The organism is Zunongwangia profunda SM-A87, from assembly GCF_000023465.1.
Taxonomy (GTDB): domain Bacteria; phylum Bacteroidota; class Bacteroidia; order Flavobacteriales; family Flavobacteriaceae; genus Zunongwangia; species Zunongwangia profunda.
The window spans coordinates 3,897,501-3,922,347 of sequence record NC_014041.1 but is presented as its reverse complement, the minus strand read 5'-3'; the positions used below and the strand labels follow the sequence as shown (position 1 = coordinate 3,922,347).

The 24,847-nt window shown below is 37.0% G+C and carries 16 protein-coding genes, 2 tRNA genes, 2 rRNA genes and 2 riboswitches (1 of these 22 running past the window's edge); of the genes, 14 read left to right on the top strand and 6 right to left on the bottom strand.

Annotated elements, in window-relative coordinates; genetic code table 11:
- Positions 1–48 precede the first annotated feature (48 nt).
- The 8 genes from ZPR_RS17175 to ZPR_RS17140 all read left to right on the top strand — a co-directional run bounded on the left by ZPR_RS17175 (position 49) and on the right by ZPR_RS17140 (position 12,675).
- The gene (locus tag ZPR_RS17175) at positions 49–642 is read left to right on the top strand and encodes a precorrin-2 dehydrogenase/sirohydrochlorin ferrochelatase family protein (RefSeq protein WP_013073023.1); all 594 of its coding nucleotides are present in this window, start codon (positions 49–51) and stop codon (positions 640–642) included.
- On the top strand, positions 635–1,696 hold the full coding sequence (locus ZPR_RS17170) for an NAD(P)/FAD-dependent oxidoreductase (protein WP_013073022.1): 1,062 nt from the start codon (positions 635–637) through the stop codon (positions 1,694–1,696). The genes ZPR_RS17175 and ZPR_RS17170 overlap by 8 nt, the downstream gene beginning before the upstream one ends.
- 314 nt (positions 1,697–2,010) lie before the next feature.
- Positions 2,011–2,433, top strand: coding sequence for an OsmC family protein (locus ZPR_RS17165; protein ID WP_013073021.1), 423 nt, complete (start codon positions 2,011–2,013; stop codon positions 2,431–2,433).
- 345 nt (positions 2,434–2,778) lie between these two features.
- Positions 2,779–2,889, top strand: a riboswitch (SAM riboswitch).
- A gap of 48 nt (positions 2,890–2,937) precedes the next feature.
- Positions 2,938–3,957 (top strand): homocysteine S-methyltransferase family protein, encoded by a 1,020-nt coding sequence (locus tag ZPR_RS17160; protein ID WP_013073020.1) that lies wholly within the window; start codon positions 2,938–2,940, stop codon positions 3,955–3,957.
- A gap of 2 nt (positions 3,958–3,959) precedes the next feature.
- On the top strand, positions 3,960–6,680 hold the full coding sequence (gene metH, locus ZPR_RS17155; RefSeq protein WP_013073019.1) for a methionine synthase: 2,721 nt from the start codon (positions 3,960–3,962) through the stop codon (positions 6,678–6,680).
- A gap of 47 nt (positions 6,681–6,727) precedes the next feature.
- The gene (gene metF, locus ZPR_RS17150) at positions 6,728–7,684 is read left to right on the top strand and encodes a methylenetetrahydrofolate reductase [NAD(P)H] (protein WP_013073018.1); all 957 of its coding nucleotides are present in this window, start codon (positions 6,728–6,730) and stop codon (positions 7,682–7,684) included.
- A gap of 392 nt (positions 7,685–8,076) precedes the next feature.
- Positions 8,077–8,178: riboswitch (SAM riboswitch) on the top strand.
- Positions 8,179–8,301: 123 nt separating this feature from the next.
- Positions 8,302–11,688: a bifunctional aspartate kinase/homoserine dehydrogenase I gene (gene thrA, locus ZPR_RS17145; protein WP_041579046.1), complete on the top strand. Its 3,387-nt coding sequence runs from the start codon at positions 8,302–8,304 to the stop codon at positions 11,686–11,688.
- 111 nt (positions 11,689–11,799) lie between these two features.
- Positions 11,800–12,675 carry a retropepsin-like aspartic protease gene (locus tag ZPR_RS17140; RefSeq protein WP_013073016.1) on the top strand — a complete coding sequence of 292 codons (876 nt, stop codon included), beginning with the start codon at positions 11,800–11,802 and terminating at the stop codon, positions 12,673–12,675.
- A gap of 2 nt (positions 12,676–12,677) precedes the next feature.
- On the opposite strand, the gene ZPR_RS17135 is transcribed toward ZPR_RS17140, so the two are convergent.
- Positions 12,678–13,133, bottom strand: coding sequence for a hypothetical protein (locus ZPR_RS17135; RefSeq protein WP_148211763.1), 456 nt, complete (start codon positions 13,131–13,133; stop codon positions 12,678–12,680).
- 10 nt (positions 13,134–13,143) lie between these two features.
- On the bottom strand, positions 13,144–14,046 hold the full coding sequence (gene gldA / locus ZPR_RS17130; RefSeq protein WP_013073014.1) for a gliding motility-associated ABC transporter ATP-binding subunit GldA: 903 nt from the start codon (positions 14,044–14,046) through the stop codon (positions 13,144–13,146).
- 437 nt (positions 14,047–14,483) lie between these two features.
- Here gldA and typA point away from each other — a divergent pair, with 437 nt between their 5' ends.
- Entirely contained in the window at positions 14,484–16,286 is a 1,803-nt protein-coding gene (gene typA / locus ZPR_RS17125) for a translational GTPase TypA (protein WP_013073013.1), read from the top strand.
- A 331-nt stretch (positions 16,287–16,617) separates the two neighbouring features.
- Positions 16,618–17,313 (top strand): outer membrane beta-barrel protein, encoded by a 696-nt coding sequence (locus ZPR_RS17120; protein WP_013073012.1) that lies wholly within the window; start codon positions 16,618–16,620, stop codon positions 17,311–17,313.
- An 811-nt stretch (positions 17,314–18,124) separates the two neighbouring features.
- Here the strand turns inward: ZPR_RS17120 and rplT are convergent.
- The 4 genes from rplT to thrS all read right to left on the bottom strand — a co-directional run bounded on the left by rplT (position 18,125) and on the right by thrS (position 21,345).
- Positions 18,125–18,469, bottom strand: a complete 345-nt coding sequence (gene rplT, locus ZPR_RS17115; RefSeq protein ID WP_013073011.1) for a 50S ribosomal protein L20 — start codon at positions 18,467–18,469, stop codon at positions 18,125–18,127.
- 114 nt (positions 18,470–18,583) lie between these two features.
- Positions 18,584–18,781, bottom strand: a complete 198-nt coding sequence (gene rpmI / locus ZPR_RS17110) for a 50S ribosomal protein L35 (RefSeq protein WP_041579045.1) — start codon at positions 18,779–18,781, stop codon at positions 18,584–18,586.
- A gap of 37 nt (positions 18,782–18,818) precedes the next feature.
- Positions 18,819–19,376: a translation initiation factor IF-3 gene (infC, locus tag ZPR_RS17105; protein ID WP_083759789.1), complete on the bottom strand. Its 558-nt coding sequence runs from the start codon at positions 19,374–19,376 to the stop codon at positions 18,819–18,821.
- Between the two features lie 22 nt (positions 19,377–19,398).
- On the bottom strand, positions 19,399–21,345 hold the full coding sequence (gene thrS / locus ZPR_RS17100; RefSeq protein ID WP_013073008.1) for a threonine--tRNA ligase: 1,947 nt from the start codon (positions 21,343–21,345) through the stop codon (positions 19,399–19,401).
- Between the two features lie 1,001 nt (positions 21,346–22,346).
- Between thrS and ZPR_RS17095 the strand changes: the two genes are divergently transcribed.
- From ZPR_RS17095 to ZPR_RS17080, 4 genes are all read left to right on the top strand, one after another.
- Positions 22,347–23,872, top strand: a 16S ribosomal RNA gene (locus tag ZPR_RS17095).
- 182 nt (positions 23,873–24,054) lie between these two features.
- A tRNA-Ile gene (locus ZPR_RS17090) sits at positions 24,055–24,128 on the top strand.
- A gap of 158 nt (positions 24,129–24,286) precedes the next feature.
- Positions 24,287–24,363 (top strand) — tRNA-Ala (locus ZPR_RS17085).
- Between the two features lie 233 nt (positions 24,364–24,596).
- A 23S ribosomal RNA gene (locus ZPR_RS17080) occupies positions 24,597–24,847 on the top strand; it runs 2,583 nt beyond the window's last position.
- The 16S and 23S rRNA genes sit together here with 2 tRNA genes alongside, the layout of an rRNA operon.

The window sequence follows — 24,847 nt, the reverse complement described above, 5'->3', positions numbered from 1 at the left end:
AAACATGGAATTTTGAAATTTTTGCTGAAGGCTAATTGCTAGAAAAATATGAAAGCAAGAAACGAATTATATCCTGTTTTTTTAAAAGTAAATAACCTAAACATTCTTGTTGTAGGAGGGGGAAATGTAGGGCATGAGAAATTACATTTCTTATTGAAGTCAAGTCCTAATGCGAATGTAGAGGTCGTGGCCAAATGGTTTGCTCCAGAAACCGAAGCACTTGCCAAAAAACACGATATAAAATTAATCAAAGGCAGATATCGAAAGAAATATTTAAAAAAACGTCATATTGTAGTTGCCGCGACCAACGATGCCCGGTTAAATAAAAGAGTACATCGACATGCCAAGCGAAGGTATTTGCTGGCTAATATTGCCGATACGCCCGAGTTATGTGATTTTTATATGGGAGGTATTGTCAATAAAGGCAATGTGAAAATAGCGATTTCCACCAACGGAAAATCACCAACAACGGCCAAGCGCTTACGTCAGTTTTTTGAAGAAGTGATTCCGGAGGATGTTAACCGAATGGTCGAAAATCTTAATGAATATCGTAAAACCATTAAAGGCGATTTTGAAGCCAAGGTGGAACAATTAAATACTATAACCGAATCCTTAATCGTAAAGAGAGATAAAAATGATTAAAACAGATATCCTAATTATAGGAGCAGGCCCCACAGGATTATTTACCGTTTTTGAAGCGGGATTATTAAAATTGAAAACACATTTAATCGATGCCTTACCCCAGCCGGGTGGGCAATGTTCAGAAATTTATCCAAAGAAACCGATTTATGATATTCCTGCATTCCCGGAAATTAATGCCGGGGATTTGGTGAATAATCTGATGGAACAAATAAAACCTTTTGAGCCTGGATTTACTTTAGGAGAACGTGCAGAGACTTTAGAAAAGTTAGACGATGGAACCTTTATCGTAACTACCAATAAAGGAACAAAGCATCAGGCTCCCGTAGTAGCCATTGCAGGAGGTTTAGGTTCTTTTGAACCTCGTAAACCGCCAATTCAAAATATTACTGATTATGAAGATAAAGGCGTAGAATATTTTATTAAAGACCCTGAAATATATCGCGATAAGAAAGTAGTGATTGCCGGTGGTGGAGATTCTGCTTTAGATTGGGCCATTTATTTAGCTGATGTTGCTGAAGAAGTAGCCCTGGTACACCGAAGAAAAGAATTTAGGGGCGCTTTAGATTCTGTAGAAAAGGTATCTGAATTGTCCAAACTCGGTAAAATTGAAATGATCACTAATGCTGAGGTGGTGGGTCTTAACGGAGAAAATGAGTTAGAACAGGTAGTGATTCGTCATAAAGATGAAGCACGTGGAGAAGAATTCAGAGATGTAGATCATTTTATTCCACTATTTGGATTATCACCAAAATTAGGGCCAATTGGAAATTGGGGATTAGAAATCGAAAAGAATGCCATTAAAGTGGATAATTCTTATGATTATGCGACCAATATTCCCGGTGTTTATGCGATTGGAGATGTAAATACCTATAAAGGAAAATTAAAACTGATTTTATCCGGTTTTCATGAGGCAGCGATTATGTGTCAGAGTGCGTACCAAAGAATTTTCCCAGATAAAAAGTATGTGCTTAAATATACTACGGTAGGTGGAGTAGAAGGATTCGATGGATCTAAAAAAGAAGCCAAAAAAGAAGTAGTACAGAGTATAGGTTAGGAGTTAGACTTTAGATCGCTTTGCTGTTAGAAATTAGACAATTTGGTGATGTGTTAATGTGATATCAATGTCATTTCGACCGAAGCGTAGCGAAGCGGAGAAATCTAAATCTTATATTGTAAAAAACGTCATTTCATAAATCAGAAATGGCGTTTTTTATAACTAACTTCAAAGTAGCAAAGGTTACAAAAGAATCATTGCACGTTTCGTATATTTGATTCCGAATTAAAATAGAAGAAATGAGATCTTTTAATTAGATATAGATTCTCAGATTTTAATGAGCTAATTTAAGAATAGTAAGAATATTGAGACCTATGAAAATCTTTCTAAAAAGGCTTAACGATGCCTATCACTTTGAGACCAAAAATGAACGTGGAGATATTGTTCATTTAGATAATAAATCTGAAGAAAACCCACAGGGAGGTAGCCCAATGGATATGTTACTTCGTGGTATTGCCGGTTGTAGCAGTATTGATGTGGTGATGATTCTTAAAAAGCAGAAAATAGAGCTAGAAGATCTTCAGGTAGAAGTAGAAGGCTTTAGAGAAGATGGAGCTGTGCCAAATGTTTTTAAAAAAATTCATTTAAATTTTATGCTGAAAGGAGATGTTACTCCACAAAAAGCACTGCGTGCCGTAGAGCTTTCAATGGATAAATACTGCTCGGTAGCAAAAATGCTGGAAAAAGCTGCTGAAATATCTTACGAAGTATATGTAAATGGGGAAGTTGTAAAGTAATAATTGATTTTCTTTTTGATCTTTAATGATTCTTGGCCTATCGAAAATTCCTTATAAAATTGGAAGGGAGAGAAGCATAAAAAACACAAGGTTGTTTGAGCGAAGCGAGTTTCTAAAATTTAACTTCAGAACATACAATTTCAAGCAAGATTCGTCAGTCTATATTTTTTTTGGTTGTTTTTTTATCAATGGAAAAAATGAACAGAATGAATTTCAGTAAAGGATTGATGAATTAGCTACCTTCTTCAGTAAAAATTGAAAAGAAGATAATCAAGATTTTCGCTCATTCTCTTGTAATTATAAGAGAACACCGTATATTAGCGGGCTGAGTTCATTAACATAATAGCGTTATCAAGAAAGGTTGAGGGATTAGACCCGGTGAAACCTTAGCAACCCTCTGTGTATTATAGAGAAGGTGCTACCTTCTACTACGTTTTTTTCGTAGATAGATAACATCAAGACTTCCTTTTTCTTCTTTTTTGATAGCGTTTAGAACAGAATAACATGTCGAAATTAGAAGAATTACTAGCCGAAAAAATATTAATCCTTGATGGAGCAATGGGAACCATGCTTCAGGAATATAAATTTACTGAAGAAGACTTCCGTGGCGATCGTTTTAAAGATTGGCCGGTGTCATTACAGGGAAATAATGATCTCCTTTCTATCACCCAACCCGAGGCAATAGCCACGATCCATAAGAAATACTTTCAGGCAGGAGCCGATATTGTGGAAACTAATACATTTTCGGGAACTACCATTGCTATGGCCGATTATCAAATGGAAGAACTCGTTGATGAATTAAATTACGAGTCGGCTAAAATCGCTAAACAAGTAGCTACAGAATTAACTGAAGCAAATCCCGATCAACCTAAATTTGTTGCCGGAGCGATGGGACCTACAAACAAAACAGCAAGTATGTCTCCAGATGTAAATGATCCCGGGTATCGGGCAATTTCTTTTGACGAACTTAGAGTCGCGTATAAACAACAAGCAAGAGCCTTAATAAAAGGAGGAGTAGACATTTTGTTGGTAGAGACCGTATTCGATACTTTAAATGCTAAAGCAGCTCTTTTTGCAATAGATGAACTTAAAGAAGAATTAGATTTGGATATTCCGGTGATGGTAAGCGGTACGATTACCGATGCTTCAGGTAGAACCTTATCTGGGCAAACCGCAGAAGCTTTTCTTATATCAGTTTCACATATTCCATTATTAAGTATTGGTTTTAATTGTGCATTGGGGGCAAAACAGCTAACTCCGCATTTAGAAGTATTGTCTTATAAAACACAATATGGTGTTTCGGCCTATCCCAATGCCGGTTTGCCAAACGCTTTTGGAGAGTACGATGAATCTCCCGATGAAATGGCGATTCAAACTAAAGAATATCTCGATAAAAGTTTAGTTAACATCTTAGGAGGATGTTGCGGTACAACACCAGATCATATAAAAGCAATTGCAAATATTGCTAAAGATTACAAACCTAGACCTATAAAAAGTCTTCAACATAAAAAAGCTTCGGCCTAAAAATGGAAGGATTAGATCATAATTTAGCCAATAATACTTCAGGAAAAACCGATTATCGACCATTACAATTGTCGGGTCTGGAACCTTTAATTATTACTCCAGATAGCAATTTTGTAAACGTAGGAGAACGTACTAATGTAGCCGGTTCTAAACGATTTTTAAGGTTAATCAAGGAAGAAAAATTTGATGAAGCTTTAGATGTGGCCAGAGATCAGGTAGATGGTGGTGCACAGATTATCGATATTAATATGGACGACGGACTTATCGATGGTAAAGAAGCCATGGTAAAGTTCCTAAATTTGATTGTAGCCGAGCCTGATATTGCTCGTGTTCCGATAATGATAGATAGTTCTAAATGGGAAATTATCGAGGCTGGTTTGCAAGTGGTACAAGGGAAATGCGTAGTGAATTCTATTTCATTAAAAGAAGGTGAAGCGCAATTCATAGAACATGCAAGGAAAATAAAGCGTTATGGTGCTGCTGTTATCGTTATGGCTTTTGATGAGGTTGGGCAAGCCGATAATTACGATCGCAGAATTGAAATTTCAAAACGTTCCTACGACGTCCTTGTAGATAAAGTAAATTTTCCACCAGAGGATATTATTTTCGACTTAAATATCTTTCCTGTAGGAACAGGTATGGATGAGCATCGTAGAAATGCTATAGATTTTATTGAGGCAACGGCATGGGTAAAAGAAAACTTACCGTATTGTAGCGTAAGCGGTGGGGTAAGTAATGTATCTTTTTCTTTCCGTGGAAATAATCCTGTACGGGAAGCTATGCACTCTGTGTTTCTTTATTATGCCATAAAGGCCGGAATGAATATGGGAATTGTAAACCCCGCATTATTGGAGGTTTACGATCAAATTCCAAAAGATTTACTAGAGCATGTAGAAGATGTAATTTTAGATCGTAGAGACGATGCTACCGAGCGTTTGTTGGATTTTGCTGAAACAGTAAAAGGAACCGCAAAAACCAGTAAAGTCGATTTAAGTTGGCGAGAGGGTAGTATTCAAGACCGGATAACCCATGCGCTTGTTAAAGGAGTAGATGCTTATATTGTTGAAGATGTAGAAGCAGCCAGACTGGAAGCAGAGCGGCCTATCGATGTAATTGAAGGCTCGTTGATGATAGGGATGAATGTGGTTGGAGATCTCTTTGGAAGTGGGAAAATGTTTCTCCCACAGGTAGTAAAATCGGCACGGGTAATGAAAAAAGCCGTAGCTTATTTATTACCTTTTATTGAAAATGATAAAACTAGTAAACGAGAACCTGCCGGAAAAGTGTTGATGGCCACCGTAAAAGGAGATGTTCACGATATTGGTAAAAATATTGTAAGCGTAGTTTTAGGATGTAATAATTACGAAATTATTGATCTTGGCGTAATGGTACCGCCAGAGAAAATTATTGATGCAGCAAAAGCGAATAATGTTGATGCTATAGGTTTAAGCGGACTAATAACGCCTTCTTTAGATGAGATGGTTTTTTTGGCTAAAGAAATGCAACGACAAAACTTTAATGTGCCTTTACTTATTGGTGGGGCTACAACGTCTAAAGCACATACGGCGGTAAAAATCGATCCGCAATATATGCACGCTGTGGCACATGTTAACGATGCTTCACGAGCAGTTACGGTTGTTGGTGATTTGTTGAATAAAAAGACAAGGGAAACCTATAAAGAAAACCTTAAGGCAGAATACGAGGTTTTCCGAAACAATTTTGGAAAACGTAGTAAAGTAAAAAGTTTTCTGTCTATTGAAGAAGCTCGAGAAAACAATTATAAAATAGATTGGAAAACAACCAATATCACGAAACCAAATCGTTTAGGAATTCAGATTCTTGAAGATTTCGATTTAAATGAATTAGTACCTTATATCGATTGGAGTCCGTTTTTTAGAAGTTGGGATCTACATGGTCGTTATCCTAATATTTTAGAAGATAAAGTAGTAGGAGAGCAGGCAACATCGCTTTTTGAAGATGCTAAAGTTTTGTTGAAGCGTATTTTAGATGAAAAACTGCTAAAAGCGAAAGCAATTTACGGTTTATTTGAAGCGAATACCGTAAATCATGATGATATAGAGGTGTATTATCATCAAGATTCTGAAGAAAAAACAGCCATTTTTAGAACGCTACGACAACAATTAAAAAAGCATGCCGGAAAACCTAATTTCGCGCTTTCAGATTATATCGCGCCAAAAGAAAGCGGTATTAAAGATTATATGGGTTGTTTTTGTGTTTCTACGGGATTCGGAACGCAGGAATTAGCAGCCGAATTTGAGAAAAATCATGACGATTATAATTCGATTATGATCAAAGCGCTAGCCGATCGTTTTGCCGAAGCCTTTGCTGAGTATTTGCACAAAAAAATCAGAAAAGAAGATTGGGGATATGCTTCCGAAGAAAATCTAACTAACGAAGAACTTATTAAAGAAAATTATAAAGGTATTCGTCCGGCACCTGGATATCCGGCCTGTCCAGATCATTTAGAGAAATTAACCATTTGGGATATTTTAAAGGTTGAAGAGCGCATTGGCGTAAAACTTACTGAAAGTTTAGCCATGTGGCCCGCAGCTAGCGTAAGTGGTTATTATTTTGCAAATCCTGAAGCGAGGTATTTCGGACTAGGAAAGATAAAAGAAGATCAGGTTAAAGATTTTGCCGAACGTAAAGGCATTGATTATAAAAAGGCCGAAAAATGGCTTAACCCAAATATTGCAGATTAAAAATGAGCTGACGGCTAACAGCTATCAGCGATTAGCAGCTTAAGACAATGAAAGTAACCGAGCATATAGAAAACGCAAAAGGAAAAACTCTTTTTTCATTTGAAATTGTTCCTCCACAAAAGGGAAAAAATATTCAGGAATTATACGATAATATCGATCCTTTAATGGAATTTAATCCGCCATTTATAGATGTAACGACTTCTAGAGAAGAGCATATCTACATTAAGCGGGAAGATGGATTGCTAGAACGTAAAATTACCAGAATGCGTCCCGGTACAGTTGGTATTTGTGCGGCAATAAAGCAAAAGTACGATGTAGATACTATTCCGCATGTGCTTTGCGGTGGGTTTACAAAAGAAGAAACCGAATATGTGTTAGTAGATTGTCATTATTTAGGAATCGAAAATGTGATGGCATTACGAGGTGATGCGATGAAACATCAGCGTTATTTTGAACCTACAACTGGTGGACATTGTTATGCCAATGAGCTTGTAGGTCAAATTAAAGACCTATCCAAAGGAAAATATTTAAATGAAGTTATTGATTCTGATAATCATGCCGATTTTTGTGTTGGGGTGGCCGGTTATCCTGAGAAGCATTTAGAATCACCTTCTTTAGAAACCGATCTTAAAAAATTAAAAGCAAAGGTAGATGCCGGCGCCGATTATGTGGTGACTCAAATGTTTTTTAATAATCAGGCGTATTTTGAGTTTGTAGAGAAAGCAAAGCAAATGGGCATAAATGTACCTATAATCCCTGGCATTAAACCTATTGCTGTAAAGAAGCATTTACAATTGCTACCGCATGTATTTAGCATTGATCTGCCACAAGACCTAATTGATAATGTAGAGGCTTGTAAGAATAATAAAGAAGTCAGAGAAGTGGGAATCGAATGGGCGATTCAACAAACAAAAGAATTGAAAGAAGCGGGAGTACCGGTACTACATTTCTATTCGATGGGAAAAAGCTCGAATATTAAAAAGATTGCTGAAGCGGTATTTTAGTAGTTAGACCGCTAAAGCTGTTAGTAGTTAGAATTTAGATCGCTGCGCTTTTAGATTTGGAGAATCAAGAGTCAGGACTTAATTATTTTGAATGCTGAAGGTTGAATTGAAAAGTGGATAAAAAAAAGAATAGAAAGAATTGAAAAATAGCTTTTTCAAAGCAATCAAAAAGAAAGAAAGTATATTGAATTCTTATTAGTCTTGAATTTTGCTAACAGGCAAGTGAAGCATAGCCGAACGGCGAAATCTTTCCGCTGATAGCTCAAGGCAGAACCCAAAAAAGTATCACTACTCAATTCTCTATAATACCTACTAAACTAAACCCAAAAAAATGTTGGTTGATCGTAAATTATTACCGTAATTTGTGGTTACAAAGTTCAGAAACTTACTGATTGTTATCAAGAAAGGCTGAGGGAATAGACCCGCAGAAGCCTTAGCAACCCTTTGCAAACAAAGAAGGTGCTACGTTCTACCGATTTTCGGATAGATAACAGAATGATTCTTCACCGAATTAATCGCAAAAACTTTTCTTGATCGTAACAAAGCGCACTCCTATCACAAGGATGTATGCTGATGTCAGTCTGTTTTAAGCTTTAAAAGTTTAAAAAATAGAAAAGTTGAAACAAGATCTATTACAATTACAGCTTAAAGATTTTACCACATTAAGTGGCAGTACACAAGATATTACCCTGTCGTATCATATATTCGGTCAGCCGTTACATTCGGCACCTATTGTGATGATTAATCATGCGCTTACAGGGAATTCTGAAGTTGCCGGTGAAACCGGTTGGTGGAAAGATGTGGTTGGTAAAGAAAAATGTATAGATACCGATAAATATACCATCCTGGCATTTAATGTTCCAGGAAATGGTTATGACGGTATTTTAATCGAGAACTATAAAGACTTTGTCGCAAGAGATATTGCCAGAATATTTCTTTTAGGTTTAGATTCATTAAAAATCGATCATCTTTTTGCCTTAGTTGGTGGTTCTTTGGGTGGCGGAATTGCCTGGGAAATGGCGGCGCTTAGTCCAGAAATTACCGATAATTTAATCACGGTGGCCACAGATTGGAAATCGACTGACTGGCTTATCGCCAATTGCCAGATTCAGGAATTGTTTTTAAATAATTCTAAAAATCCGGTGCATGATGCGCGCATGCATGCGATGCTGTGTTACCGAACCCCGGAGTCGTTTAAATCCCGTTTTAAAAGAACCACAAATGAGGAACTTCAGGTTTTTAATGTAGAAAGCTGGTTGCTACATCACGGCGCGAAACTTCAGGAACGTTTTCAGGTGGGAGCTTACAAATTAATGAATCAACTTTTAAAAACTATCGATGTTTCCCGTGGCCGTCCAGAATTGGACAAAGTATTGGAGAGTATTAAAGCCAATATTTGCATTATTGGGGTCGATTCAGATCTCTTTTTTACAGCAGAAGAAAACAGGGAAACTTATAAGCAGCTAGCGCAAAGCAGCAATAAAGTGACGTATGGCGAAATTCATTCATTACACGGTCATGATGCATTTTTAATCGAATTTAAACAACTGGAGAATATAATTGCAGGCATTTTTCAAAAAGCAAATAAAATGAAAGTAGTAAAGTTTGGCGGAAAATCTCTAGCCAACGGAGAAGGTATCAATAGGGTTTTAGAAATTATAGAAGAAAAGATTCAAAATGAAGAGCGTATTGCAGTGGTGGTTTCAGCACGAGGAAAAACCACAGATCAGCTTGAAAATTTACTGGAGAAAGCATCAGAGAACGAAGATTTTGCTTCAGCTTTCGAGAAGTTTAAAGCCTATCAGATTTCCGAATATGATTTTGTAGATTTTTCCGAAGAATTTAAAAGTATCGAGAAGCTACTTGAAGGTGTTTGTTTGCTTGGTGATTATAGCCCTAAAATTAAGGATCAGTTACTTTCTCAGGGAGAACTAATGTCGGCTAAATTGATTACTGAAATTTTAAAAAAACGTGGTTATAAAGCCAATTTTACCGATAGCCGCCAGTTGATAAAAACCGATGATATTTTTGGAAATGCTCAGCCTTTAGAGGTGCTTTCTAAAGAAAATGTCGTAAAGCATTTTGAAGAATTCAATGGTAAAACGGTGAATATCGTGACTGGTTTTATTGGGTCGAATGCTAAAAATGAAACCACCACTTTGGGGAGGAATGGTAGTAATTATACGGCTTCTTTAATCGCGAATTACCTGGATGCCGAAGAGTTACAAAATTATACGCATGTAGATGGAATTTATACAGCAAATCCAGATTTAGTGCCAAGTGCACAACGCATCGAACAGCTGTCTTATAACGAAGCGAATGAGCTTGCGAATTTTGGAGCGACGATTTTACATGCAAAAACAATAATTCCGTTAATCGAAAAGAATATTCCGCTTCGTATCCTGAATACCTTTAATAATGATAATCAGGGCACTTTGATCACGGCAAAACCAAATAAAGAAGGAATGAAATCCCTTTCGGTTTTGGAGCATACAGCCTTGCTAAATCTAGAAGGTCGTGGTCTACTCGGGAAATCTGGTGTGGATGCAAGGATTTTCCGAGCGCTTGGGGATGCACAAATAAGTGTAAGTATTATTTCCCAGGGTTCTTCGGAAAGAGGGATTGGTTTGGTGGTTGATGCTGAAAATGCCATACGGGCCGTAAAAGCTTTAGAACGAGAATTTGAAAGTGATTTTTATTCTAAAGACGTCAACAAAATTTCAGTAGTCGATGATGTTTCGGTGATCTCAATCGTTGGTCAGGATCTAAGTACTTTCCATAAACCATACGATGCCTTAATCAGGAACCAGATCGTGCCGTTGCTTTTCAATAATACGGTAACGGGGAAAAACGTGAGTTTGGTGGTGAAAAAATCTCAGCTTAACAAAGCCTTAAACGTAATTCACGGAGAGATCTTTGAGATTTGTAAAAAGATTAATATCGCGATTTTTGGTCACGGAACGGTTGGGGGCACTCTAATAAGTCAGATTTTAGATTCGGCTGCTTCAATCGAGGAGCGTAAAAAGGTAAAACTGAATATTTTTGCTGTTTCGAATTCCAGAAAATTATTGCTTCATGCTACCGGAATTGGTTCAGAATGGAAAACGCAACTGGAAGAGGCGCAGCAAGAAGCTTCAATTGATGAAGTAATTAAATACGCGAAATTATTCCACCTGGAAAACCTGATTGCGGTAGATAATACGGCCAGTAAGGAGTTTGTTCAGCATTATAATAAACTGGTAGATCATGGTTTTGATTTGGTCTCTTCCAATAAGATTGCAAATACTTTAGATTTTGATTTTTATGCAGCACTGCGCGAAAACTTAGAGAAAAATCAGAAACAATATCTATATGAAACCAATGTTGGTGCAGGTTTACCTTTAATTGATACCATAAGAATTTTACATCTTTCCGGAGAGAATATTACCAGGATTCGTGGTGTTTTTTCAGGAACTCTAAGTTATTTATTCAATACTTTTTCTGCGGAAGATCGATCCTTTAGTAGTGTGTTGAAAGAAGCCATCGACAAAGGATTTACTGAGCCGGATCCTCGGGAAGATTTAAACGGAAATGATGTTGGTCGAAAATTATTGATTTTGGCCAGGGAACTTGACCTTCATAATGAGTTTACTGATGTGAAAATAAATAATCTGGTGCCGGAAGATTTACGTGGTGGTGATGCAAAAACATTTGTAGCGAAATTGGAAGAATTAGATGAGACTTATCAGAAAATAAAAGAAGAGCAAAAACCTAATCATGTTTTACGATATATAGGTGATTTGTCGGGAGATTTGCAGCAGGATAAAGGAGAGTTAGAAGTAAAACTGGTTTCTGTGCCTGATGAAAGTAGTTTAGGGCAGGTAAAAGGAGCCGATTCTATTTTTGAAATTTATACCGAATCCTATGGCGATCGCCCAATCGTGATTCAGGGAGCTGGCGCGGGTGCTGCCGTAACTGCTCGTGGTGTATTTGGTGATATTTTAAAACTTTCAGAAAAGAAATAGTAGGCTTTAATTGCTGAAAATTGAAATGCCAAAAGCCTCATATTCCATAAAATATGAGGCTTTTTTTGTAACAAATCTTCTTTTAATTCGTGGAATAATAAAGAGGAAGTTATGAAGAAAGGATTTTTACTAGTTACATTTTTATTGTTTTCAACTGTTTTTTACGCACAGCATTATACCAAAGAAAAGATTGAAATTCCGTTTAAACTGAGTCCTAATGGGCATATTATGATCAAGGCAAGTGTAAATGGCGTTCCCGGTAATTTTGTTTTCGATACTGGGGCGGGTATGAATTTGCTCACCAAAGATTTTGCCGATAAAATCGATAGTCTTGAAAAAACAACTCATTTTTATACCGGTCATCGCGCCACCGGTGAAGCGATAACTTCAGATTTATATCAATCTGAGGTACTAAAAATAGCAAACTTCAGCATAGAAGATGAGCAATTTGCAGTGTATGATATCGATTTTCCGTTAGATGGATTAATTTCTTTAACCCCACTTCAGCACAAAGCTTTTACGGTCAATTTTGAAGAAAATAAACTGGTTATTGAATCTGAAGAATCACTTCGGCGAAGGAAAGAGAATATAAAGTTCGAAATGCCATTGGAAATTAATAATGACAGAAATGTAAAAGTGAGTGTTGGAACAATTGTACAACTGGATTCTTTAGAATTACACGTTGGTTTAGATAGCGGTGCCGGTTTTGATGTTTATCGTTTTAATTCCAGATATATGGAAGCCCTTGGGATTGATTCTACACAGGTAGAATCTAAATATATCCCGAGTTCTTTTAAGCCCGAACAAGGAAATCAGTATTATTTTGCGGAAGTATCCAGGCTTAGTGATTTAAAAGTAAATGCTGAGCAGATTGGTTTTCGAGCAACATTTATCGACGGACTAATCTACGAAGGGATTATGGGAATTAACTGGATTGGTGAAATAATTACTTTTGATATCCCAGCCAAACGTATACTGGTCAATTAAGTTTAGTTTTTAATATAGGTTAAGGTGTTTCCCCTTTCTAAATAGATTAATGAAATAATAGTATCGTTCCACTCATTAACGATATATTGAAGGGCGGAGGAGTCGTTCTTTAAGGTTAAAAATGGACCTTTTTTTAGAAGTGTACCGTCTTTATATAAAGTATCGGAAAAGTTCATTTGATAATGATCTGAAGCTTTAGTTGTGTTACCTGTATAAAACATGATGAGCGAATCTTTTTTAACTTCAATACCAGCTAGAGAATCCTGACTACTATAATAGGTTGTAGAATGTTGTGACGGTAAAGTAGATTTTAAAGTGTCTCTCTTAACTTTTTGAATAGGTGTAGAAACATTATCTACTGTAGTTTCTGATTTTTTTGAAGCGTTTTGCTGATTCTGGTTATTGCAGCTAACCGATATCATCAAAAGGGAAATCAAGTAGAAAAAGTGTTTTGTCATCAGTAAAATATTAATGTCTTTTTTGAGTAAGTTCAGTAAACAAACTCTCCAGATTTTTGGTTTTTTGATTCAGTTGAAGTGTTTTTAGTCCGTTATCATGTGCAAAATCAAAAACTGTTGAACGCATATCTTCAGCGGTTTCAAATGTGAGTTCATACACAAAACCAGCGGGATTTTTTACATCTTTTAAGTGCGGAAGCTGTTGTAGGGCGATCATTTCAATACGATAATCAAATTCTACTTCGATTATTTGCTCCTGGCCTTTTCTAAGATCGACTAATTTCTGGTTGGTGATAATTTCACCATGATTAATGATAATTACTCGATCACAGATGGCTTCAACTTCCTGCATAATGTGGGTAGATAGAAAAATGGTTTTGTCTTTAGCAATATTTTTGATCAGGCTACGAATTTCGACAAGTTGGTTGGGATCAAGACCAGTGGTAGGTTCATCTAAAATAAGCACCTGAGGGTTGTGCAATAATGCGGCCGCCAGACCCACACGCTGGCGATATCCTTTAGAAAGCTGATCAATTTTTTTATTGGCTTCGGGAGTGAGATTGGTTAATTTAATCACCTCTTCTATACGCTCTTTTTCGGTACCGTAGATTTTAGCATTAAAAGCTAAATATTCGCGTACATACATTTCAGCATATAAAGGATTGTGTTCCGGCAGGTAGCCAATACTTTTTTGTAAATCGTTTAATTGGGTTTCGATGTCATATCCATTTACGCTGGCCGTACCTTTAGAAGGTTTTAAATAACCGGTTAGGATTTTCATAAGTGTCGATTTTCCGGCGCCATTGGGGCCAAGAAAACCCACGATTTCTCCTTTATTAACAGAAAATGAAACCTGATTTAGGGCTTTTTGATCCCCATAAAATTTTGATATGTTTTCTACTGAAATGGACATAGCAGGAGCTTTAGGTCAAAAGTAAGCATAAAATTAGCGCACTAAAAAGTACTTTGGGGTATTATTTATTTCATATTGAAAACTTAGTTTCTAACTTTATTCCATGGCTATTTTTCCTATCATCCTTCTCCCGCAAATACTGGACTAAGATAACGGCAAATGATTATGAGATATAGAAGGTTTGATTTCTAGTAATTTAAATTCTATTCTAATGCTCACCGTGTGATTTTCGTTAAAGAAAGGGAAAATGTTAGACTACTTATTTACTTCTGTTGTTAAGAGGTAAATAGCCCGGATTTATAGCTAATTGAAATTTAAAAGCTTATCTGGTGTGTAAGTGTTTGTGAAACAAAATGTTACTTTTAAATTATTTTTTTAAATAATATTTATTTGGCGAAAAATAGCTGTATATTTGCGCCCTTTAAAAACAGGCTTTTATGGCAGCTATTAAAAATATTGCAATTATTGCGCACGTAGACCACGGTAAAACTACCCTGGTTGATAAGATCATGTACCATTGTCGTTTATTTCGAGAAAACGAGAATACAGGTGATCTTATTTTGGATAATAACGATCTTGAAAGAGAGCGTGGTATTACCATCACTTCTAAGAATGTATCTGTAGTTTATAAAGATACAAAGATTAACATTATCGATACTCCTGGTCACGCCGATTTTGGTGGAGAGGTAGAGCGTGTGCTAAATATGGCAGATGGTGTTTTACTTTTGGTAGATGCTTTTGAGGGGCCTATGCCGCAAACTCGCTTTGTGTTACAAAAAGCAATTGATCTTGGTCTTAAGCCTTGTGTTGTTATAAACAAAGTCGATAAAGAAAACTGTACGCCAGATGAGGTACACGAAAAAGTTTTTGACTTAATGTTTGAACTTGGAGCTGAAGAATGGCAGTTAGATTTTCCAACGGTGTATGGTTCTGCCAAGAACAACTGGATGAGTGAAGATTGGAAAAACCAAACTGAAAATATCGAGCCATTACTGGATATGGTGATCGAGCATATTCCTTCTCCAAAAGTAGATAAAGAAGGAACACCACAAATGCTTATTACTTCTTTAGATTTTTCTTCATTTACAGGAAGAATTGCAATTGGTCGTTTACAACGAGGTATTTTAAAAGAAGGGATGAATGTTTCTTTGGTTAAAAGAGACGGCTCTATTAAGAAAACAAAAATAAAAGAGCTTCATACTTTTGAAGGCCTGGGTAGGCGTAAGATAGAGACTGTAGAAGCTGGTGATATTTGTGCGGTAGTTGGATTAGATGGTTTTGAAATTGGGGATACTATTGCTGATTTTGAAAATCCTGAAGGTCTTAAAACTATAGCTATCGATGAGCCTACAATGAGTATGCTTTTCACTATTAACGATTCTCCTTTCTTTGGTAAAGATGGTAAATTTGTAACCTCGAGACATATTAAAGAAAGACTAACTAAAGAATTAGAGAAAAATCTTGCATTGCGGGTTAATGAAACAGATAGTGCAGATAAATTCTTAGTGTATGGTCGTGGGGTATTGCATTTATCGGTACTTATCGAGACAATGCGTCGTGAAGGCTACGAACTACAAATAGGACAGCCACAGGTAATCATTAAGGAAATTGATGGTGTAAAATGTGAGCCGGTGGAAGAACTAACGATCGACCTTCCAGAGAATGTATCTGGTAAAGCGGTAGAAATGGTAACGCTTCGTAAAGGAGAAATGTTATCTATGGAGGCTAAAGGAGAGCGTATGGTTTGTGAATTTATTATTCCTTCTCGTGGAATTATAGGTTTACGTAACCAGTTATTAACTGCGACTGCCGGAGAAGCGATTATGGCACACCGCTTTAAAGAATACCAACCCTTAAAAGGTGGAATTCCAGAGCGTTTAAATGGTTCTTTAGTTTCTATGGAAAAAGGTACTGCAATTCCTTATTCTATTGATAAACTTCAAGACCGCGGGAAGTTTTTTGTGGATCCGGGAGAAGATATTTATGAAGGTCAGGTGATTGGTGAAAATTCACGCCAGGATGATATGGTGGTAAATATTACCAAAACCAAAAAGCTTTCTAACGTACGTTCCTCAGGAGCTGATGAAAAAGCGAAGATCGTTCCTGCAATTAAGTTCTCTTTGGAAGAAGCTTTAGAATATATTCAAAAAGATGAGTATGTAGAAGTTACTCCAAATCACTTACGTCTAAGAAAGATTTATCTGACAGAAAACGACAGAAAAAGAAATAAGATTATTTAATTGATCTTTTATACTGAAACAAGAACCTCACAGTTACCCGCTGTGAGGTTTTTTTATGATTTGAAGTGGGTGGCGATATGAAATTAGTATTTTGTTTGGATAGCGGAAAATGATATAAATGCGATCTAATTATTTTTTGGCTTACCTCCATTTTTTATTTTTAATTTATTGATGTGTTTTTTGCATTTAATTGAGTTATTTTTATTTATTATATTCATAATCAATAGATTGTATTGGATGTTTCTTTTTAGGTAATTTTAAAAAAAATTAATGAGTTTATTTCAGAATTAATATATTTACCTCATTAACTTTTCACTAAACTTATTAGTTAATGAAAAACATTATTACTCTTTTTATTTTTATTTTATTTATTAGTCACAGTGCTTTTTCACAGGATTTTAGGATCGGCCTTAAAGGAGGTGTTAATATTGGTCATGGTGGTGAAATTAAAGGCTTAACTTCAGGAGCAAATTATACGGGAGATACTTATTTTTCGAATCCAAGTGAAGGGTTTCATGGCGGGATTTTTGGACAGTATAATTTGGGGAAATATTTCTTAAGACTTGAGGGTCTGTATAACACAGTAGTGACAGAATTTCCTTTTGATGCCAGGCCTGCAGAGTATAAGATGAATAAAATTAATGTTCCTCTTTTATTTGGATATCATGTTTGGGGGCCTATCGATGCTTATATAGGGCCTGCTTATAATAGTATGGTTGGAGATGCTACATTAGAAGGTATGGAAACTCAGGGAGGTGTGGTAGATATTGCGAGTAGTTATCTATCAGCGAATATTGGTTTAAAAGCACATTTTGGTCGGTTTGAACTGGATGCGCGTTATGAGTATAACTTTAGTTCTAATGAGCCTTATACCATCGATATGATTGAGAGTGCTTATAGAATTAATCTTGCCTCTTTTGAAAACAGAAGGATTCATCAATTCATGGTGAGTCTTGCAGTAGGTCTTTTTGATTCCAATTATAGACCAAAGCGATCAAGAAGTAGAAGAGGTTGTTATTTTAGATAGCGCGACCACTACTTTTCTTTCTGAATAATTGAGTCTTAATTTTTTGAACCAGGTAGTAATCATTAGAATTAGCTATGTTTGGAAGTGTTTGCCGGTTGAAGACTTTCTGCAATTAGCTAAATATATTTGACGTTATAAAAGAAGCTCCTAAAGGGAGCTTTTATTTTTTAAGTAAGATTCTAAAAAAAGCAGTAGCATTATAATGAAAACATTTATAATTCACCAATTATAACAAATTCCGCTACTGCTTTTTATCACCTAACCACTAATTTTTCATCTTTTGTATAGGGTAAAAATAATAAGCATTGAGCTGCTTTAATTTTTTTTTAGATGATGTGTCGTTTTAGCTTAGTTGAGAGGAATGAATGTAAAGATCAATGGTCAATGTAACCAATTTTTAGAAATAATGATAGGGAAAGGATATGCTTGCTTGCAATTACCGTATGCTATATTTCAGCAAATTCTTTTCGCTTACTTTAGAGCTTCATGTTAGTGGGTAAAGATAAAGGATATCGTATTTCGGGTATAATTTTGGGAATTTTTTAAAGCAGTAGACAGGTTTTCTAGTGCGTAGGTGGTTGGCCTTTATGTTTCCCAGGTTTCTTTTGATTATTTTATAAGTATATGTAGCATCTGTAAACTTGGATAAAATCAAATGATCAATTTTGTGCATATGCTTTGTTTCTTTTACAAAAGAGATCACAATTTAACTATCGGGACATTACTAGGAGTTTTAATTATTACTCTCTTATAAAAAAACCGGCTTCTTTTGAAACCGGTTTTTTTATAAGAGAGTAATAATTGTTTTTATTTATTTTACTTTATCAACAATTGCTTTAAACGCCTCTGGGTGGTTCATTGCTAAATCAGCTAAAACCTTACGGTTTAATCCAATTTCATTAGCTTTTACTTTACCCATAAATTGCGAATAAGACATTCCTTGTTGACGAGCAGCAGCATTAATACGCATAATCCATAATGAACGGAAATTACGTTTTTTAGCTTTGCGATCTCTATAAGAGTAAAGCATAGCTTTTTCAACTGCATTTTTTGCTACTGTCCAAACGTTTTTACGTCTTCCAAAGTAGCCTTTTGCTTGCTTAAGAACCTTTTTTCTTCTAGCTCTTTTTGCAACAGAATTTACTGATCTTGGCATAATTTTAAAATTTTGTAGCAGGCGATCTTAAATCGATACTTTTAAATTAGAGGATAAACTCTAATTTGCCCAACTCCAGGGTTTATAAATGATTTAAACCGTTAAGCTTTCAGATTACTTTAAACGTAATTGAAGTTTAACATTATTGGTATCAGCATCAGATACTAATGTACTGTGCGTCAACGCAAGCTTACGTTTTTTAGACTTCTTTGTTAAGATGTGACTTTTAAACGCGTGCTTTCTTTTAATTTTTCCAGTACCTGTAAGCTTAAAACGCTTTTTAGCGCTGGATTTTGTTTTCATTTTAGGCATGCTATCCTTTTTTTATAATTAAAACTCTCTTAATTTATTATTTCTTTTTATTGGTTGTAGGTGCCATGAACATTGTCATTCGTTTACCTTCAAGTTTAGGCATCTGTTCCACCTTTCCAAACTCTTCTAGATCTGTGGCCAGACGTAGTAAAAGTATTTCTCCTTTATCCTTAAATACAATAGAACGACCTTTAAAGAATACAAATGCTTTTAATTTAGCCCCGTCTTTAAGAAACTTTTCAGCATTTCTTTTTTTAAATTCGTAGTCGTGATCATCTGTATTAGGGCCAAAACGAATTTCCTTAACGACAACTTTACTAGCTTTAGCCTTCATGGCTTTTTCACGTTTCTTTTGTTCGTAAAGGAACTTCTTATAGTCCATTGCCTTTACAACTGGTGGTTTGGCATCTGGAGAAATTTCCACTAAATCAAGTCCAAGATCTTCAGCGATGGCTAAAGCCTTCTCGATAGGATATACATCCATTTCAACATTATCACCTACTAAACGAACTTCTTTAGCCCGAATTTTTTGGTTAATTCTGTGTTGATCTTCTTTACGAGTTGTTCTTTGTTGTCTCGATTTTTTTCTTCGTATTGCTATGGCTTCAATATTTTAGTTAAACTTCAAACGCTTTAAGCGTCCTCTCGATTTCATTTTTAATTATTTGAGCGAATTCTTCAACTGGCATTGTACCAATATCTCCCTCGCCGTGTTTTCGTACAGAAACCGTACCATCTTTTGCTTCTTGTTCTCCAACAATAAGCATATAAGGGAACTTTTGCACTTCGGCTTCCCTTATTTTTTTACCAATGGTTTCGTTTCGGTTATCAAGTACGGCGCGAATTTCGTGATTTTCTAATAAACTTAAAACTTTTTGGCTATATTTTTCGTATTTCTCGCTGAGTGAGAGAATGATAGCCTGCTCAGGCATTAACCATAGCGGAAAGTTCCCTGCGGTGTGCTCTAAAAGAATAGCGATAAATCTTTCCATACTTCCAAATGGCGCTCGGTGAATCATTACCGGGCGATGAGACTCATTGTCACTTCCTTTATATGTCAGGTCAAAACGCTCTGGTAAGTTGTAATCTACCTGAATGGTGCCAAGTTGCCAGCTTCTGCCTAAAGCATCCTTTACCATGAAGTCTAACTTGGGACCGTAAAAAGCAGCTTCACCAGTCTCGATAACGTAGTTTAGACCTTTCTCTTTAGCTGCATTGATAATTGCGTTTTCCGCTTTTTCCCATACATCATCACTTCCAATATATTTTTCTTTGTTTTCAGGGTCACGTAGAGAAACCTGGGCTGTGAAGTTTTCAAAACCTAAACTGTCGAATACATATAATGTAAGATCAATAACTTTTTTAAACTCTTCATCCAATTGCTCTGGAGTACAAAAAATATGAGCATCATCCTGAGTAAATCCACGTACCCGGGTTAAACCATGTAGCTCTCCACTTTGCTCATAACGATATACGGTGCCAAACTCCGCAAATCTTTTAGGAAGATCGCGATAACTCCATGATTGCGAATTATACATTTCACAATGGTGAGGGCAATTCATCGGTTTTAGTAAAAATTCCTCACCTTCATGGGGTGTTTTAATAGGTTGGAAGCTGTCTTCACCATATTTAGCGTAATGGCCAGAAGTTACATATAGCTCTTTATGACCTATATGTGGGCTAACGACCATTTCGTAGCCAGCTTTTTTCTGGGCTTTTTTTAGGAAATTTTCCAGGCGTTCTCTTAAAGCAGCTCCTTTAGGTAACCATAAAGGTAACCCCTGTCCAACCTTTTGGGAAAAAGTAAATAACTCTAATTCCTTGCCTAGTTTTCTATGATCTCTTTTTTTAGCTTCTTCCAGAAGTTCTAAATATTCTTTTAATTCCTTTTGCTTGGGAAAACTTGTACCATACACACGGGTAAGTTGTGGATTTTTTTCGTCACCTCTCCAATAAGCCCCGGCAACGTTCATAAGTTTTACTGCTTTTATAATTCCGGTGTTTGGAATATGACCTCCACGACATAAATCGGTAAATGTGTCATGATCACAAAAAGTAATAGTGCCGTCCTCAAGATTTTCGATTAATTCCACTTTAAAAGGATTATTAATTTTCTTATAATAATCCAAAGCTTCTTTTTTGGTAACCTCGCGCATTTTAAAATCATGTTTGCCACGAGCAATTTCTAACATGCGATTTTCGATTTTAGAGAAATCGCTTTCAGAAATTTTTTGTTCCCCAAAATCAACATCATAGTAAAAACCATTTTCAATGGCTGGTCCGATGGTTAATTTAGCTCCAGGATATAAATCCTGAATAGCTTGTGCCATAACGTGAGAGGTAGAATGCCAAAAAGCCTTCTTCCCTTCATCATCGTTCCAGGTGTATAGGGTAAGATTACCATCTGTTGTTAAAGGAGTAGAGGTTTCTACAATGGTGTCATTATATTTTGCTGAAATCACATTTCTCGCAAGCCCGGCACTTATACTTTGTGCCACATCCATAGGAGTAGAGCCTTGTTCAAGTTCCTTAATACTGCCATCCGGCAATGTTACCTTTATCATGTCTATATATTATAGTCGTTATTATAGTTGGCAAAGATAAGAGGTTGTAGTTGTTTGCGCAATACAAGTATTTAGTATTTTATGGACGTTTCACTATTATATAGTGATCGGGCTATTCACTATATCTTGGTGCTTTTATATTATAGGTGGTCACAACTATACATAAGGTGTAAGTAGGATATCAAAATCTATTAATATTTGAGGACAGTTGCACCAAGGATGCCGTTGCTATCCCTAACGCAATTTTTATTTCATTTTAAATAGTTGAAAATTAACAGAGTATAATTAGGTATTAAATTAATTTTAAAATTTGTTGATTTTTATGTTGCTGAATCGAAATTAGGATATATATTTGCATCCGCTTAGCCGCTGAGGTGGTATTTTGGAGGCGGATGTTCATTGAGAGGTATAGTGAAAAAAGGTTCTAAAAAAAAACTTAAAAAAGTTTTGCAGGAAAGAAATAAAAGGCTGTATATTTGCAGCCGCTTAACGCCGGAGTAGATAGGGTGTTATGGCGGATGTTCATTGGGATAGCGTGATATTTTAGACTGAAAAAAAACTTAAAAAAAGTTTTGGTGGTTAAAGAAAAAGAGTTGTATATTTGCAGCCGCTTTAACGGCGAGGTTCTTTGGAAGGGTTGAGGGTTTAAAATTAAGAAAAAATAAATTTTAATTTTTTCTTGTGAGTTTAAAAATTAGTTGTACATTTGCAACCGCTTTTAGAACAAGTAAAAATGCTCTTAATATACTGAGTGACTAGGAGATACCGGATGGGGTGTTGGTAAGGTTCGATTCCTTAATTTCTACCGAAAGGGTTTTTAGGAACCCGGACTTTGAATAAGTTCATTGACATATTGAATTGACTAGACGATATCAATCTTAATTTATTAAGATTGGTATAGCGTAAAGATTAAGAATTAAGACTATAAAGAGTCAAACTTTTGAGCTTTAGACTTCTTGAGAAGGAAAACATTTATTTAGTTGTCACATATTAATGAAACAACGATGAAGAGTTTGATCCTGGCTCAGGATGAACGCTAGCGGCAGGCCTAACACATGCAAGTCGAGGGGTAACAGGGAGTGCTTGCACTCTGCTGACGACCGGCGCACGGGTGCGTAACGCGTATGCAATCTACCTCTTACTGAGGGATAGCCCATGGAAACGTGGATTAATACCTCATAGTATTATAGACTGGCCTCAGTTTATGATTAAAGGTTACGGTAAGAGATGAGCATGCGTCCTATTAGCTAGATGGTAAGGTAACGGCTTACCATGGCTACGATAGGTAGGGGTCCTGAGAGGGAGATCCCCCACACTGGTACTGAGACACGGACCAGACTCCTACGGGAGGCAGCAGTGAGGAATATTGGACAATGGGCGAGAGCCTGATCCAGCCATGCCGCGTGCAGGAAGACGGCCCTATGGGTTGTAAACTGCTTTTACAGAGGAAGAACCCTCCTTACGTGTAAGGAGCTGACGGTACTCTATGAATAAGGATCGGCTAACTCCGTGCCAGCAGCCGCGGTAATACGGAGGATCCAAGCGTTATCCGGAATCATTGGGTTTAAAGGGTCCGTAGGCGGGTCTATAAGTCAGTGGTGAAAGTCTGCAGCTTAACTGTAGAACTGCCATTGATACTGTAGACCTTGAATTAGTATGAAGTGGTTAGAATGTGTAGTGTAGCGGTGAAATGCATAGATATTACACAGAATACCGATTGCGAAGGCAGATCACTAATACTATATTGACGCTGATGGACGAAAGCGTAGGTAGCGAACAGGATTAGATACCCTGGTAGTCTACGCCGTAAACGATGGTTACTAGCTGTCCGGCCTAATTGAGGGCTGGGTGGTTAAGCGAAAGTGATAAGTAACCCACCTGGGGAGTACGTTCGCAAGAATGAAACTCAAAGGAATTGACGGGGGCCCGCACAAGCGGTGGAGCATGTGGTTTAATTCGATGATACGCGAGGAACCTTACCAGGGCTTAAATGCAGTCTGACGTATTTGGAAACAGATATTTCTTCGGACAGATTGCAAGGTGCTGCATGGTTGTCGTCAGCTCGTGCCGTGAGGTGTCAGGTTAAGTCCTATAACGAGCGCAACCCCTGTGGTTAGTTGCCAGCACGTAATGGTGGGAACTCTAGCCAGACTGCCGGTGCAAACCGTGAGGAAGGTGGGGATGACGTCAAATCATCACGGCCCTTACGTCCTGGGCCACACACGTGCTACAATGGTAGGGACAGAGAGCAGCCACTTCGCGAGAAGGAGCGAATCTATAAACCCTATCACAGTTCGGATCGTAGTCTGCAACTCGACTACGTGAAGCTGGAATCGCTAGTAATCGCATATCAGCCATGATGCGGTGAATACGTTCCCGGGCCTTGTACACACCGCCCGTCAAGCCATGGAAGCCGGGGGTACCTGAAGTCCGTTACCGCAAGGAGCGGCCTAGGGTAAAACTGGTAACTGGGGCTAAGTCGTAACAAGGTAGCCGTACCGGAAGGTGCGGCTGGAACACCTCCTTTCTAGAGCATTCTCTTTCAAAAGAGAATCGCAATTAAATAAAGGGAAGTTCAAAAGCAAGCCTTTAAGGTCTTGATTCTTAATGTCAATTCGATAAACTACAGTATTAAAGTAAAAAGTTGAAAAGTAGAAAGTAGTATTGCTTTGTGACTTTTAACTGGTAAACTTTAAAACTGTTATGGACAGTCTCATAGCTCAGCTGGTTAGAGCGCTACACTGATAATGTAGAGGTCGGCAGTTCGAGTCTGCCTGAGACTACGACCGCGCAAAGCGCGAGTTTAAAGTTGAAGGTTTAAAAGTTTAAAGTTAAACTTGAGACACGGAAGTTCATTTGAAATAACAAAAAGGAAATTTTAGAGGTTGAGTAGCCGTTATAAGTACTGTTAACTGATAACTGTTAACTGATCACTGAAAATGGGGGATTAGCTCAGCTGGCTAGAGCGCCTGCCTTGCACGCAGGAGGTCATCGGTTCGACTCCGATATTCTCCACCAGGCAATGCCTGGAGATTTGAAAGATAATCTTCAGAGTTTGCAGTGGGAAGCATAGATTGTTTATACGTCTATCGCGACTCGCGATCGTTCATTGACATATTGAGAAATAAAGAATACGAGAAACTAACGCTTATTATGAGATAGGGTTTGTAAGAATTCTATTGTAATAATAGCAAAACAAAAAAGTTAACGACCATCGTTAAGGTGGTTGTGCGAGCATATTAGGTAAAAAGCATACAAGCTTATTAAGGGCGTATGGGGAATGCCTAGGCTCTCAGAGGCGAAGAAGGACGTGATAAGCTGCGAAAAGCTGCGGGGATTGGCACATACAAATTGATCCGCAGATATCCGAATGGGGCAACCCACTATATTGAAGATATAGTATCCGAAAGGAGGCGAACCCGGAGAACTGAAACATCTAAGTACCCGGAGGAAGAGAAAACAAAAGTGATTACGCTAGTAGCGGCGAGCGAACGCGTATTAG